Genomic DNA, 14,131 nt, shown 5'->3' with positions numbered 1-14,131 from the left:
GGGACCATGAAGTTCGTCTCCTATTGGCACGATACCGCGCCGCAATTTTCAGGTGCCGCGCAAGGTCCCGTCGAAGGTCATTATGATGTCGCCGTCATCGGCGGCGGCTTCACCGGTCTCGGGGCCGCGCGCCAGCTGGCCAAGGCGGGCGCGCGGGTGGTCGTTCTCGAAGGGGAGCGGGTCGGTTGGGGCGCCTCTGGCCGCAATGGCGGGCACCTCAACAATGGCCTTGCCCATTCCTATCTCTCCGCCAAGGCGGAACTGGGCAAGGAACGCGCGATCGCCCTCTACAAGGCGCTGGACGATTCAGTCGACACGCTGGAAGCACTGATCGCAGAGGAGGGGATTGATTGCAATTTCCGCCGCTCCGGCAAGCTGAAGCTCGCTTCCAAGCCGCAGCATTTCGAAGGTCTGGCAAGGAATTTCGACGCGCTGCACGCCGAGGTCGATCCCGATACGGCTCTCTTGTCGGCTGCTGATCTCGAGGCGGAAATCGGCTCGCCCTTTTATGGCGCCATGCTCTCGAAGAAAAGCGCAATGATGCATATGGGCCGCTATGTGGCCGGCCTTGCCGAAGCCGCCAGCCGCCATGGCGCGGTGATCTTCGAAAAAGCGGCGGTGACGAAACACATCCAGAACGGCAAGCTCCATGATCTGGAAACTGCCCGTGGCAAGGTCACGGCCAACAATGTGCTTGTTGCTACCGGGGCTTACACACCCTCCGGATTCGGTTATTTCCGCCGCCGCATCATCGCGGTGGGTAGTTTCATCATCGCCACGCGGCCGCTGACGGATGCCGAAATCAAGGCTTCGGTTCCCGGCAACCGCACCTATGTCAACTCCATGAATATTGGCAATTATTTCCGGCTCTCGCCTGACAACCGGCTGATCTTTGGTGGCCGCGCCCGTTTTTCCGCAACTTCGGATCAGCGTTCGGACTCCAAAAGCGGTGCGATCCTGACGGAAAGCCTGCATCGCATTTTCCCGCAGCTTGCCCATGTGCCGATCGATTATTGCTGGGGCGGACTGGTTGACATGACCAAGGATCGTTATCCGCGCGCAGGTTTCCATGACGGCGTCTGGTACGCCATGGGCTATTCCGGCCACGGTGCGCAGCTTTCCACCCATCTCGGCATGATCATGGCCGACGCCATTCTCGGGCGGCCGGACAACAATCCGCTGAAGGGGCTGGACTGGCCGGCGGTGCCGGGTCATTTCGGTAAGCCCTGGTTCCTGCCGCTGGTGGGATTCTATTACAAGATGCTGGATAAGATTCAGTAGAAGGGCTGTTAGTTCTTCCGTCATGCCGGACTTGATCCGGCATCCAGCCACCGCGCGTCTGCGCGGTGAAAGAGTTTCTTGCGATCAATGACTTGATCGCACTGGACCCGGACCGAGTCCGGGGCGACGGCGTGTAAATGCTGCCGCTTTTTTCAATCCCACGCTTCAAAAAAAGAAGGGCCGCAGAGCGGCCCTTTAGGCGGGGATGAGAAAAAGGCTCAAGCGAGCCCACCGATATGGAAGGTCTTGATCTCCAGATATTCCTCGATACCGACCTGCGCGCCTTCGCGGCCGAGGCCGGATTGCTTCACGCCGCCGAAGGGGGCGACTTCGGTGGAGATGAGGCCGGTATTGAGGCCGACCATGCCGAATTCCAGCGCTTCGCCCACACGCCAGGCGCGCTTGAGGCTCTCGGTGTAGAAATAGGCGGCGAGGCCGAAGGGCGTGCCATTGGCGATGGCGAGTGCTTCTTCTTCCGTCTCGAAGCGGAAGAGCGGTGCGACGGGCCCGAAGGTCTCTTCGCTTGCCAGAAGCATGCCGGTCGTGGCGTCCGTCAGCACCACCGGTGCCGTATATTGCGGACCTTCCGGCAGATTGCGCGGCTTGGTGATGATCGTCGCGCCCTTGGAAACGGCGTCGTCGATATGGGCGCGGATCTTGGCGATGGCCGGCTCGTTGATCATCGGGCCGATGGAGACCCCCGCTTCCGTGCCGGGGCCGACCCGCATGGCATCGACGCGATCCGCCAGTTTTTTCGCGAAGGCGTCGTAAACACCAGACTGGACGAGAATGCGGTTGGCGCAGACGCAGGTCTGGCCGCCATTGCGGAATTTCGAAATGAGGGCGCCTTCAATGGCGAGATCGAGATCGGCATCGTCGAAAACGATGAAGGGCGCATTGCCGCCCAGTTCCAGCGACAGTCGTTTTATGCTGTCGGCGGCGCCACGCATCAAAAGCGAACCGACGCGGGTGGAGCCGGTGAAGGAAATCTTGCGAACCGTCTCGTTGGCCATGATTTCGTTGCCGATTTCCGTCGGCATGCCGGTGACGATGTTGATGACACCTGCGGGAATGCCGGCCCGTTCGGCGAGCACGCCGAGCGCCAGAGCCGAATAGGGTGTGAATTCCGATGGCTTGATGACCACGGTGCAGCCGGCCGCGAGTGCGGGCGCGACCTTGCGGGTGATCATGGCGTTCGGGAAGTTCCATGGCGTGATGATGCCGCAGACGCCAACAGGCTCCTTCAGCACCACGATGCGCCGGTCCGGCGTCGGTGAAGGAATGGTGCCGCCGCCAATGCGCCGCGCCTCTTCCGCAAACCATTTGACGAAGGATGCGCCATAGCGGATTTCGGCCTTTGCCTCCTCGAGCGGCTTGCCCTGTTCCGTGGTCAGGATCAGGCCGAGATCGTCTATATGCTCGATCATCAGCGCAAACCATTTTTCGAGCAGCGCCGCACGCTCCGCATGGGTCTTCTTCTTCCACGGGCCGAAGGCGGCGTTGGCGGCCTCGATGGCCGCGCGCGTTTCCGCGCTCCCCATATCGGGAACGGTACCGATCACGGCCTGCGTCGCGGGGTCGATGACATCGACCGCCTTGCCCGACGCCGCCGTCTTCCATGCGCCGCCGATCAAGCCCGTCTGGCGAAAGAGTTCTTTGTCCTTCAAGCCCTGCATCATAATTCTCCGAAATCAGTCGAGTGCCGCAAGAATCGCGGCGGTGATGGCGTCTGTCTTGTCCTTACCCGGCACCGTGCCGATACCCCGGCCGGTCGCCGTTTCCAGCGCCGTCATGATGCGCACTGCTGCATCTTTTTCGCCGAGATGCTCGAGCATCATCGCGCCGGACCAGATGGCGGCAATGGGGTTGGCTATGCCGAGATGGGCGATATCGGGGGCCGAACCATGCACCGGCTCGAACATGGAAGGCGCGCTGCGGTCAGGGTTGATATTGGCGGAAGCGGCAAAACCAAGACCGCCCTGAATGGCCGCGCCGAGATCGGTCAGAATGTCGCCGAAGAGGTTGGAGGCGACCACGACATCAAGGCTTTCCGGGGCCATCACCATGCGTGCCGCCATGGCGTCGATGTGATAGCTGGAAACTTCGACATCGGGATATTCGGCAGCGAGCTTGTGTGTCACCTCATCCCAGAAGACCATCGAATATTTCTGGGCATTGGACTTGGTAATGGAAGCGAGCTTGCCGCGACGCTTCTGCGCCTGCTCGAAGCCGAAACGCAGGATACGCTCCACGCCCTTGCGGGTGAAGATCGAGGTTTCGACCGCAACTTCATCATCGGTGCCCTGATGCACGCGGCCGCCCGCGCCGGAATATTCGCCTTCCGTGTTTTCGCGGATGCAGAGAATGTCGAATCCATCGGCCTTCAAAGGTCCCTGCACGCCGGGCAGAAGCCGGTGAGGGCGGATATTGGCATATTGCACGAAGGCCTTGCGGATCGGCAGCAGCAGGCCGTGCAGCGAGACTGAGTCCGGCACTTCCGCCGGCCAGCCGACTGCGCCGAGCAGAATGGCGTCGAAGCCGCGCAGGGTTTCGATACCGTCCTTCGGCATCATCGCGCCGGTTTCCTTGTAGAAGGCGCAGGACCAGGGGAATTCCGTGCCTTCAAGTGCAAAACCGGAGGTTTGGGCGGCGGCGTTGAGCACCTGCCAGGCGGCATCAGTTACGCTTTTGCCGATACCGTCTCCGGGAATGAGTGCGATGCGATGCGTTTTCAAGAGAATTCCCCTGTTACAGTCCAATCAGGACGCTTTTGCTCTTGCGGTTGGCGAGATAGGCCTCCCGTCCGAGATCCTTGCCGATGCCGGAGCGTTTGTAACCGCCTGTCGGCAATATGTGGTCGCGGGAGCGGCCGTAACGGTTGACCCAGATCGTTCCGGCCTGAATGGCGCGTGACAGGCGCATCACACGCGAGACATCACGGCTGAAAAGACCCGCCGCCAGACCGTAAGTCGGATGATCGGAAAGCGCCAGAGCCTCTTCTTCCGTCCGGAAGGTCTGCAGCGTCAGCACCGGTCCGAAGATTTCTTCGGTGACGGCGGGCGATGTCTGGTCGACATTGGCGATCAGTGTCGGCTGGTAGAAATAGCCGGGGCCGTCCATGTTCGCACCGCCTGTCAGGCATTCGCCTCCATGAGCGACGGCGGCCTGAACGATGCCGTCGATGCGCTTGCGCTGCACTTCGGAGATAATAGGCGAATATTGCGACGCCTCGTCCCATGTCGGGCCGGGCTTCACCGCCTTCATGCGGGCGATGATCGCAGCGGAAAGGGCATCTGCCGCACTTTCTTCAACGATGATGCGGGAACCGGCCACGCAGGCCTGCCCGGCATTGGAGAGAATATTGCCGGCGATTGCCGCCGCCGCTTTTTCGATATCGGCATCGGCAAAGACCAGTTGCGGGCTCTTGCCGCCGAGCTCCAGCGTCATGGGCTTGATGCCGGTGCGGGCGATATTGGCCATGATGGCGGCGCCCGCGGCTGTGGAGCCGGTGAAGCTGACCTTGGAGATATCAGGGTGCCCGGTGATGGCATTGCCCGTCACAGGCCCGTCACCCAGTACGATATTGATGAGACCGGCGGGGAGCCCCGCCTTGATCGCCAGCTGTGCCATAAAAATGCTGGAGAAGGGCGTCATTTCCGAGGGTTTCAGCACCACGGCATTGCCGGCGGCAAGCGCCGGGCCGAGCTTCCAGCCCGCCATGGAGACGGGGAAATTCCATGGCGTGATGGCGCCGACGACACCATAGGGTTCGGTCATGATCATGCCGAAGCTCGCATCGTCGGTCGGCACCAGATCGCCGCCTTCTTTGTCGGCGAATTCGGCAAAGAAACGGATTTGCTCGGCGGTGACGGCGATATCGCCGGCGATCAGCTGGCCCACGGGCCGCGTCGAGGAGAGCGCTTCGATTTTCGCCAGCGTCTCGGCTTCCTGTTCGATCAGGTCGGCCCAGCGCTGCAAGACCTTTGTACGCTCACGCGGGCGCACGCCGCCCCAGTTGCTGCTCTTCAACGCAGCCTTGGCAGTCTGCACCGCTTCATCGACCAGCGCTGCATCCGCCTTGGGACAACCGGCATATCCAACGCCATCGGATGGGCGGTGCATGTCGATGCCGTTTGCCGCCGTAACCAGCCGGTCGCCGATAAAATGGCCGATCGGCAGGGACAAGCTGTCTGGATCGAAGCTGAGCGTCATGTGGAATCCTCTCTGGATATGCCCCAACGCTAACCCCTGATGGCAAGCAGCATCGACCGACTGCGGCGCGGGCGGTGAATGAAAATCCTGTTTTGCCACCGGCAGACAGCGCAATCTTCGGCGGCGAAGGCAGGCCGCCGGTCAAACGCCGTAGCGGGCGCTTATCTGCTCGAAAATCTCGGCCATCCGCTCGCAAAGGGGGCGGGGATCATCGCCTTCGTTTTCGACCGCTTCAAACACCCGGTGTTTCAGGAAAAAACGCCATCCCACAGGCGATTTTTGCAGGAATTGGGTCAGAAGATCATAACGTTCCCTCGTCCAGACCGCCTCGAAGGCGAGCCGCTCCGGTCCATAACTGATGATATCGTCCGTCTTTCGGCGCGGTGTGGAGCGCAGGGCGGCCGTCGCTTCTTCATCGATCTCATCGCCGATGAGCGCGACCCCGTAGTGTCTTGCAGCATTTTCTGCCGAGACCGCACCACGCCGCACATCGCGAAGCACGGCCTGTTGCGGGCGGGTGAAGGGGTCGCCGTAACCGCCGGCTCCCGGTCCGATGACACGAATGACATCGCCCGGGCCGCAATGGACGATATCGGTATTGCCGAGCGAGATTTCGCCCTCCGTATCGGGATTGCGGAGAAAGCGGGAAATCAGCCCCGGGCCCGCACCATTGACGCCCCAGCTTGCCATCAGCGAGCGATTGCGGTTGCGTGCCGTGACCACCGTTTCCGGCGAGGATATTTCAAACTCCATGATGGCCGAAAGCCCGCCGCGAAAACGACCTGCCCCGCCGGTATCGCGTTGCAACCCATAACGACGGAAGAGGATCGGCACTTCCGCTTCGCTGATTTCGATCGGCGTGTTGCGCAGAAAGCCGGTGGCGCCACCGGCGCCGTCACTGCCGTCGCAGAAGGGCGTACCGCCGCCACCGCCGCCAACCGGGCCGATGGAGGCCATGACCGGGCGGCCGCTCCGGTCGCTGGTCTTGATGTTCATGATGGCGTTTCCGCCGGGGGAGGCCGCGGGAATAAGCTCGGGCAGGGCCTTTGCGAAAGCGCCGATGGTGACGATCTGGGTCATGGCGCAGGTGAGTGAGCGCATGCCGACAGCGGCCGGGCGTTGACAATTGACGATCGTGCCTTCCGGCAGCACGGCCCGTACCGGGCGCAGGGTGCCGGCGTTCAGAAGCAGGCTGTTATCGAGCGTATAAAGCACATAGGTCAGGCCGACCATGACGAGTGAATGTCGCTCGCGACCGCCGGTCGGCATATTCAGCGACGAGCCGAGCTGCGGATCGCTGCCGGTATAGTCGAGAACCGCCTCGCCGCCGCGGATTTTCAGCGTCAGCGCCACGCGGCATGGCCGGCCGCCAACGGAATCCTCGTCGGCATAGTCGGCAAAGAAGTAATCGCCATCGGGAACCCTGGTGAGGATTTGCCGGGTCTGCTCTTCCGCATAGTCGAAAATCTGGCGCACACCGTCCAGAAAATCATCAAAGCCGAAACGGGCAACGATCTCCTGCATCTTGCGTTCGCCGATGTTGACGGAGGCGATCTGGGCGTGGAGGTCGCCGATATTCTGTTCCGGCATTCGGACATTGGCCTTCATCATGTCGATGATGAAGGGGTCGAGCCTGCCTTTGCGAACGAGCTTGACCGGCGGGATGCGCAGGCCTTCCTGCTCGATTTCGGAAAGCGAGCGGGACAATGAGGCGGGAACCGCGCCGCCGACATCGGTATTGTGGATGTGCCCGACCACGAAACAGGCAATTTTGCCCTCGTGGAAGACCGGTTTCCAGATGTGGATATCCGGCGAGTGGGTGGCGACGAAACCGCTATAGGGATCGTTGGTGATGCAGATATCGCCGTCTTCATACTCCTCGAACATGGAAATCAGCGGCGCGTAATCGATGCCGCTATACCAGGGCGCGCCGAATTGCCGGGGATTGGCGAAGGCGAGCCCCTCGCGCGTCACCACCTGGCAGGAAAAATCCTCGGTTTCCTTGACGAAGGCGGAATGGGCGGTGCGCATCAGCGTGAAGGCCATGGCGTCGGCGGCGGCAGAGCAGAAATTGGCAAGGACCTTGAGGTTGCGGCGATCGATGGCCATGGATCAAAACTCCCTCTTGGTAATGACGAGATTGCCGAAATGGTCCACATGGACGGAGAAGTCGGGCGGCACCACGGTGGTGGTGTCGTCCTGAAGGATGATGGCGGGACCATCGAAATCGTGTCCGGCCGCCAGATCGGCACGATGATAGATAGCCATGTCGTGTTCCATGCCACCAAACCAGCCTTTCGCGTGGAAGCGCGGTTTAGCGGGACCGGTGGCCATGCCTGTCTCCCGAAGAGGGGGCTTCGGTGTTCGGCCGGAAACGACGAGTCTGAGGTTGACCATCTGTACGGCCGCCCGTTCATCGGAATGGCCATAAAGACGGGCATGTTCTTCGTGGAAAGCCTTGTTGATCGCGCCGGCGTCACCTCTGCCCAGCCATTCCGGCTGCAGCGTGGTTTCGATTTCGTAGGACTGGCCGCGATAGCGCATGTCGGCGGAAAGCCGCATGTCGCAATCACCGTTAAAACCCTGTTCCTTCAGCCAGTTGCGGCCGGTCTCCTGCATTTCGGCGAGAAGGGGGGCGAGATCAGAGGCCGCCCTGTCGTCCACCTCGCAATAGGTGGTGCGGATGAAATCATTCTTGAGATCGGCAATCAGGCCGCCGAGCGCGGAAACGACACCGGGGGTGGGCGGCACCACCACACCTTTCATATCCAGTTCGCGGGCAAGGAAACAGGCGAGCATCGCGCCCGCGCCGCCGAAAGCGAAGAGGTGAAATTCGCGCGGGTCGATGGCGAAGCGGGAGGTCAGGGCGTTCACCTCCGCATACATGCCCGAGACGGCGATATCGACGATGTTGCCGGCGAGCGCCTCGACGGAAAGGCCGAGTTTTTCGGCAAGCGGCAAGAGGGCGGCGCGCGCTGCGGCGTGATCGACGGTCACTGCGCCATAACCAAGCGGCATGTGGCCGATGAGGTTGGCGGCCGCCATGGCATCCGTGATCGTCGGGCGGTCGCCGCCCCGTCCGTAACAGGCCGGCCCCGGCGTCGAACCGGCACTTTCCGGTCCCACCTGCAACAGACCGAGACTATCCACCCACGCGACCGAGCCGCCGCCCTGGCCAACGGAACTGACGGAAACGGAGGGAACGTGAATCTGGAAATCGCCGATCAGCTCACCGACCCCATATTGGGCCTCGCCATCAAGAATAACGGCCACATCGGCGCTGGTGCCGCCAATGTCCAGGCTCATCACACGCTCAAAGCCGCTGGCCTTCGCCAGATAACCCGCGCCGATGACGCCGGAAGCGGTGCCCGACAGGATCATCTGCACACATTCGCGCCGCGCCTGATCGATGCCCATGACGCCGCCATTGGTCTTGGTGATGAGCAGCGGGCAGGCAATGCCTTGCCTGCGCAGAACCGTTTCAAAACGGTCGAGATAATGTGCGACGCGCGGCTGGACGTAACCGCTGATGACGGCGGTGACGGTGCGCTCATATTCACGGATGATCGGCCATGTCTCGGCAGAGGAGACCACTGGCAATTGCGGTGCGATGCGCTCGATCATCGCCTTCACGGCCCGTTCGTTTTCGGGGTTACGGTAGGAATGCAGGAAGGCGAGAACGATGCCGTCGCAACCGGCTGCAATTGCTCCGGCGACAGCCTTCGCCACATTCTCTTCGTTCGGCGTGAGCTTTATCTCGCCGGTCGCCAACATACGCTCGGCTATGCCGAAAACCCGTTCACGCGGGATGAGCGGTTCCGGCCGCACGGAATAGAGATTGTGGATCTGCGGGATTTTCAGGCGTGCAACATCAAGCACGTCCTCGAAATTTTCCGTGGTGAACAGGGCGACGTTCTGGCCGTTGCGCTGGATCACCGTGTTGACACCGACGGTGGTTCCATGGGTGAAATAGGAAACGTCCTTCGCTTCGATGCCGTCGCGCTTTTTCAGCGTATCGAGCGCGAGAAGGATTTCTTCTCCCGGCGCATCGGGGCGGGAAAACACCTTCAGGGTGGAAAGCGAGCCGGTCCCATCGTCAAACACGGCAAAATCCGTAAATGACCCGCCCACATCAACGCCAATGCGATATCCCATCTCTTCCGTCTCCTTTTCCAGTCCTGATGATGCTGTCATCGGGACCGGAAAAGGGCCAAGCATTTATGGGGTAAGGGTCATAGCTCCAGGTTATGATGATGGCCGACATGACGTGCAAGTCAGGCTGATCAGCCTTCGCCGGGTTTTGGCACCGTCATGTAATATTCGGGATGCGGTGCGGCGCGATAGCCGGCCTTTTCATAGACGCCATGGGCGTCGCGGGTCGCGAGCATCCAGCTTGATACCGTTGAGAGCTCCGGATGCCTGCGTATCTCGGTGGCGATCCAGGAAGCAAGGCCGCGACCGCGATGATCCTCCACCGTGAAGACATCGCGCAGATAGCCGAAAACGGCATAGTCCGTCACCAGACGGGCGAAGGCGGCCATGGAACCATCGGGGGCGTAGACGCCGACCGGCAGCGAATGCGAAAGCGCCCGCTTCAGCCGGTCGGCGGTCATTCCCTGCGCCCAGTAGGAATCGCGGGCGAGAAAACCATGGACCAGATCGAAATCCACACGCGTCGGATCGGTGCTCAGCACGTAGCCGTCGCGGGTGATTTCGAAAATGGCCGGTTCCCAGTTCATCCGTTCACCGTAACATAGATCTTGCGGACGGTTTCAATGGTTTTCCATACGCCGACGAAGCCCGGCTTCATGACGAAACTGTCGCCCGCCGTATAACGCAGCGGTGCGCCGCCTTCCGGCGTGATTTCGATGACGCCTTCGAGAATATGGCAGAATTCGAAGGTTTCGCCCTTGATCGAACGGCTTTCGCCCGGCGTCGCTTCCCAGATGCCGGTGTGGACGGTGCCGTTGCGGGCTTCGTCCAGCGGCCAGGTTTTGAAGGACGGATCGCCGGAGATGAGGCGTTCCGGCAGGGCCTTGGAAGCTTTCGGTTCGAAGGCGGGATGGGTGTCGATGGTCTTGAGAAGCGGCATGGGTGTCCTTTCCTGGAACGGTATGATCAATATCCGCGGTTGCGGTCGACGAGGCCGAGCGGCTCGAGGCCGGACTGGTATCGTTTGATGTTTTCGACAACGGTGCGTGCTGCCGAATGCGGCTGGGTGACGCTGGCGATATGCGGCGTCAGAAGAATTTTCGGATGGGTCCAGAAACGATGCTCTTCCGGCAGAGGTTCGGGTTCGGTGACGTCGATCACCGCGCCCGAGAGCCCGCCATTATCCAGCGCATCGATGAGGGCGTCGTGGTCGAGCTGCCTGCCGCGCCCGGCGTGAACGAGGCCAGCGCCTTCCGGAAGCATTGCCAGACGTTCGCCGTTCAGAAGTCCCACGGTCTCTTCGGTCAGCGGCAGCAGGCATACGAGAATATCGCTTGTCGAGAGGATGGCGGCCAATCCGGCTTCGCCGTGATGGCAGGTGACGCCGTCGATCGCGCGCGGGGAACGACTCCAGCCAGAAAGCGGAAAACCGAAGGGTTTCAGCCGCTCCAGCGCCGCAACACCCAGCATGCCGAGGCCGAGAACGCCCACGCGGCACTCTTCCGCCTGACGTTGCGGCAAAGCCTTCCAGAGTTGCTGGCGCTGCTGTTTTAAATAGACCGGCAGGTTGCGGTGAAGCGCCAGCACGCCAAGGCTTACATATTCCTGCATCATGCGGATGATGCCTTCATCCACCATGCGCACGACCTTCACATGCGCAGGGACCGCATCGATGTGGAACTGATCGACACCCGCACCGATGGAAAACAGGATTTCGAGATTGCGGTAGCGGCCGATATCATCAGGCACGGTCCAGGTGATGAGGTATCGAACCGCATCGGCATCAACGCTGTCGGCATCCATCGAGAAGGGCAGCTCCGGCAAGTCGCGGGCCAGGGCCTGCCGGAAAATCTCGCCGCGCTTCGCGTCGGAATTGAAGAAAAACGTCATCTGATATCCGTGGTTCCGAAGGTTTAAACCGTGCAGCGGTTCGCCAGTGTTTCCAGCATTGACTGGCAGGCCGAAAGTTCGCCGGCCGTTATGAATTCGTCCGGCTTGTGGGCGCGGCCGATATCGCCCGGACCACAGATGATGGCGTCGATGCCGGCCGCCTGAAAAAGCCCGGCCTCCGTGCCGTAGCTGACGGCGGCGATGCAGGGCGCGCCGGTTAATTCCTCCAGAAGCTTCACGAGCGGCGCATCGGCGGCGAGGGACATCGCCGGATAATCGCTCATCGGTGCCCATTCTATGTCGATGCCCTCAGCGGCGAGCGCTTCGACGCCGTCACGCACCGGCTGGAGCAGGGCGAGCGGCGACACACCGGCAATTGCTCGTGCTTCCAGTTCGATGGCGCAGAGATCGGGAATGATGTTGATCGCCTGTCCGCCTTTCACCGTGCCGATCTGCAGGGAGGAATAGGGTGGCTCGAATGTCGCCTCGAAGGGGCCTTGCGTCAGGGCCTGTGCGGTCTCGACAGCCTTCGCCATGATGCCGGTGATCAAATGGATGGCGTTCACGCCCTGATCCGGCCGCGAGGAATGGCCGGAGCGGCCGCGAATGGTGATGCGTGCAGCGGCCTTGCCCTTGTGGGCGCGCACGGCACGCAGATTGCTCGGTTCGCCGATGATCGCGCCCGCCGGTTTTGCGCATAGTTCCGGCAATCGGGCAATGAGGTGCGGGACGCCGCGGCAGCCCGCCTCTTCGTCATAGGAAAAGGCAATATGAATGGGGCGATTCAGCGCCATGCGCGAAAATGCCGGTGCCGCGGCGAGAACCGTGGCCAGAAATCCCTTCATGTCGGTGGTTCCGCGTCCGTAAAGACGCTCGCCTTCCGCTCTCAGGGTGAAGGGATCGGAGGACCATTCCGGCTCACCGGCAGGCACCACATCCATATGGCCGGACAGGATGTATCCGCTGGTATCTGTCGGCCCGAAGCTGGCGAAGAGATTGGCGCGGTCGCCCTCGGGACCGGCAAGCAGCGATACTTTCGCGCCGTGACTATCCAGATAATCGGCGATCCACCCGGCGATATCGCCATTGGCGGTTCCGACGACCGATGGGAAGCCGACAAGACGCTCCAGAATTTCGATTGCGTTCATGGCTGTCTCCGCCGCTTCAACGTCGAAAAGCTTAGAGTGGCCGGCGGCGTTTATCTGCTGAAATAGGGGTGTTTTCGGTAGATTGTTGTGTCTTTCCAGCGCTTTCGGAAAATTCCTGCCGGCAAGGCTGGTTATCTTCGGATGTCGTGGGCTGGGCTGCCGGGATCAAGGTTCCGCGCCGGAGGGAATGAGAGCCGTTTGTCATGGAGCTGCTCAAGGTCGATAGTTTCGAGTTGCGAACCGTGGATATCGCCGATGTGGAGGCCGATCATCTGCATGCCCTCTCCATGGCTGTCGGATGGCGATACCACGCGAATGAATGGTGTTTCCTGCGTCAATGTGGCATCGGCCTTGCCGCGCTTGACGAAATCGACCGCGTTGTCGCAACCGCCATGCTGTTTCCTTATGATGAAGGTTTCGCAACGGTCGGCATGGTCATCGTTTCCCCCCGTTTGCAGGGACAGGGCGTCGCACCATGGTTGGTGCGGCAACTCATGGCAGATTACCCTGACGCTGCACTGCGGCTGAACGCTACGGAAGCGTCACGGCGGCTTTTTGCCCGGCTGGGTTTTGCCGGAGATGCGGAAAAAGTACATCTCCTTCGTGGCAGGGCGCGCTGCCCTGCCGAGATGCCGACGCTCGGAAGAAAACAGAGGATCGAGCCGCTTTCGGGGGACCATTTGTCCGCTGTTGCGGATCTGGATCAGGCGGCTTTCGGTGTCTCGCGCCAGCGCGTCCTGCAGCGTCTCCTGCGGGAAAATAAGGGTTATGGCCTGTTCGAGGCGGATCGTCTCGTGGCCTTTGCATTGCGGCGCGCAGCGGGACGGGGCCATATTGTCGGCCCGGTCGTTGCGGGTGAGGAAACGCAGGCCATTGCGCTGGTCAGGCGGCATTTTTCCGATCTGGACGATCAGCTCGTCCGTCTCGATGCCGTGCGTGACAGTGGTCTTCTGACCGACTTTCTGACGCAATCCGGCCTGGTGGTGATCGAAACGCTTACCACCATGTCGAAAAACGTGCCGCAACCGGCTGGCTCTGGTTCCGCAATGATTTTCGCCCTGGCTGGCCCGTCTTTGTGCTGAGGTGCGGCACTATCGCAATTGACGCCCCGCCCGTTGCCCCTTATGTGAGAAAGCGACGGTTCCTGCAGCCGAAAGGCGAAGGGATTAATAGGGAACATGGTGCGGGCGATCTTTTTCGCCCAATGCCGTGGCTGCCCCCGCAACTGTAAGCGGATTGTCGTTCATCCCAGTGACGCTTCAAGGCGTCATGCCACTGTATTCTCTGGAATGCGGGAAGGCAGATGAGTGACGCAAATCCGTGAGCCAGGAGACCTGCCGTCAAAATATGAACCATCGTTACGGGCGGGGAAGCCCGGAGGAGGAGATTGTAATGTTATTTCATAACATTTGGTTTGCGTCCCGTCGTCGTTCTCCGTACAAGACGTC

Annotated in this window: 11 protein-coding genes and 1 riboswitch; of the genes, 2 read left to right on the top strand and 9 right to left on the bottom strand. The window is 61.1% G+C overall.

What is annotated here, in order from left to right; genetic code table 11:
* The first annotated feature begins 6 nt into the window (after window positions 1-6).
* Window positions 7-1,281 carry an NAD(P)/FAD-dependent oxidoreductase gene (locus MRBLRC7O_RS16460; protein ID WP_020812182.1) on the top strand — a complete coding sequence of 425 codons (1,275 nt, stop codon included), beginning with the start codon at window positions 7-9 and terminating at the stop codon, window positions 1,279-1,281.
* Window positions 1,282-1,499: 218 nt separating this feature from the next.
* On the opposite strand, the gene MRBLRC7O_RS16455 is transcribed toward MRBLRC7O_RS16460, so the two are convergent.
* From MRBLRC7O_RS16455 to argE, 9 genes are all read right to left on the bottom strand, one after another.
* A complete protein-coding gene (locus MRBLRC7O_RS16455) occupies window positions 1,500-2,957 on the bottom strand; it encodes an NAD-dependent succinate-semialdehyde dehydrogenase (protein WP_020812181.1) in 1,458 nt (485 codons plus the stop codon).
* Between the two features lie 15 nt (window positions 2,958-2,972).
* The gene (locus tag MRBLRC7O_RS16450; RefSeq protein ID WP_003506836.1) at window positions 2,973-4,016 is read right to left on the bottom strand and encodes a tartrate dehydrogenase; all 1,044 of its coding nucleotides are present in this window, start codon (window positions 4,014-4,016) and stop codon (window positions 2,973-2,975) included.
* Between the two features lie 13 nt (window positions 4,017-4,029).
* Window positions 4,030-5,493, bottom strand: a complete 1,464-nt coding sequence (locus MRBLRC7O_RS16445) for an aldehyde dehydrogenase family protein (protein WP_020812180.1) — start codon at window positions 5,491-5,493, stop codon at window positions 4,030-4,032.
* Window positions 5,494-5,634: 141 nt separating this feature from the next.
* On the bottom strand, window positions 5,635-7,602 hold the full coding sequence (locus tag MRBLRC7O_RS16440) for a hydantoinase B/oxoprolinase family protein (RefSeq protein WP_020812179.1): 1,968 nt from the start codon (window positions 7,600-7,602) through the stop codon (window positions 5,635-5,637).
* A 3-nt stretch (window positions 7,603-7,605) separates the two neighbouring features.
* Window positions 7,606-9,648 (bottom strand): hydantoinase/oxoprolinase family protein, encoded by a 2,043-nt coding sequence (locus tag MRBLRC7O_RS16435; protein WP_020812178.1) that lies wholly within the window; start codon window positions 9,646-9,648, stop codon window positions 7,606-7,608.
* A 128-nt stretch (window positions 9,649-9,776) separates the two neighbouring features.
* Window positions 9,777-10,232 carry a GNAT family N-acetyltransferase gene (locus tag MRBLRC7O_RS16430; RefSeq protein ID WP_003506828.1) on the bottom strand — a complete coding sequence of 152 codons (456 nt, stop codon included), beginning with the start codon at window positions 10,230-10,232 and terminating at the stop codon, window positions 9,777-9,779.
* A complete protein-coding gene (locus MRBLRC7O_RS16425) occupies window positions 10,229-10,585 on the bottom strand; it encodes a cupin domain-containing protein (protein ID WP_003524651.1) in 357 nt (118 codons plus the stop codon). The genes MRBLRC7O_RS16430 and MRBLRC7O_RS16425 overlap by 4 nt, the downstream gene beginning before the upstream one ends.
* 26 nt (window positions 10,586-10,611) lie before the next feature.
* On the bottom strand, window positions 10,612-11,535 hold the full coding sequence (locus MRBLRC7O_RS16420; RefSeq protein ID WP_020812177.1) for a 2-hydroxyacid dehydrogenase: 924 nt from the start codon (window positions 11,533-11,535) through the stop codon (window positions 10,612-10,614).
* Window positions 11,536-11,558: 23 nt separating this feature from the next.
* Window positions 11,559-12,683: an acetylornithine deacetylase gene (argE, locus tag MRBLRC7O_RS16415; RefSeq protein ID WP_020812176.1), complete on the bottom strand. Its 1,125-nt coding sequence runs from the start codon at window positions 12,681-12,683 to the stop codon at window positions 11,559-11,561.
* Between the two features lie 203 nt (window positions 12,684-12,886).
* Between argE and MRBLRC7O_RS16410 the strand changes: the two genes are divergently transcribed.
* The gene (locus tag MRBLRC7O_RS16410; RefSeq protein WP_020812175.1) at window positions 12,887-13,765 is read left to right on the top strand and encodes a GNAT family N-acetyltransferase; all 879 of its coding nucleotides are present in this window, start codon (window positions 12,887-12,889) and stop codon (window positions 13,763-13,765) included.
* 39 nt (window positions 13,766-13,804) lie between these two features.
* A riboswitch (cobalamin riboswitch) is annotated at window positions 13,805-14,039 on the top strand.
* The last annotated feature ends 92 nt before the right edge of the window (window positions 14,040-14,131 follow it).

This window comes from Agrobacterium radiobacter (genome assembly GCF_040801995.1).
Taxonomy (GTDB): Bacteria; Pseudomonadota; Alphaproteobacteria; order Rhizobiales; family Rhizobiaceae; genus Agrobacterium; species Agrobacterium radiobacter.
This window is presented reverse-complemented; position numbering and strand designations above follow the sequence as displayed.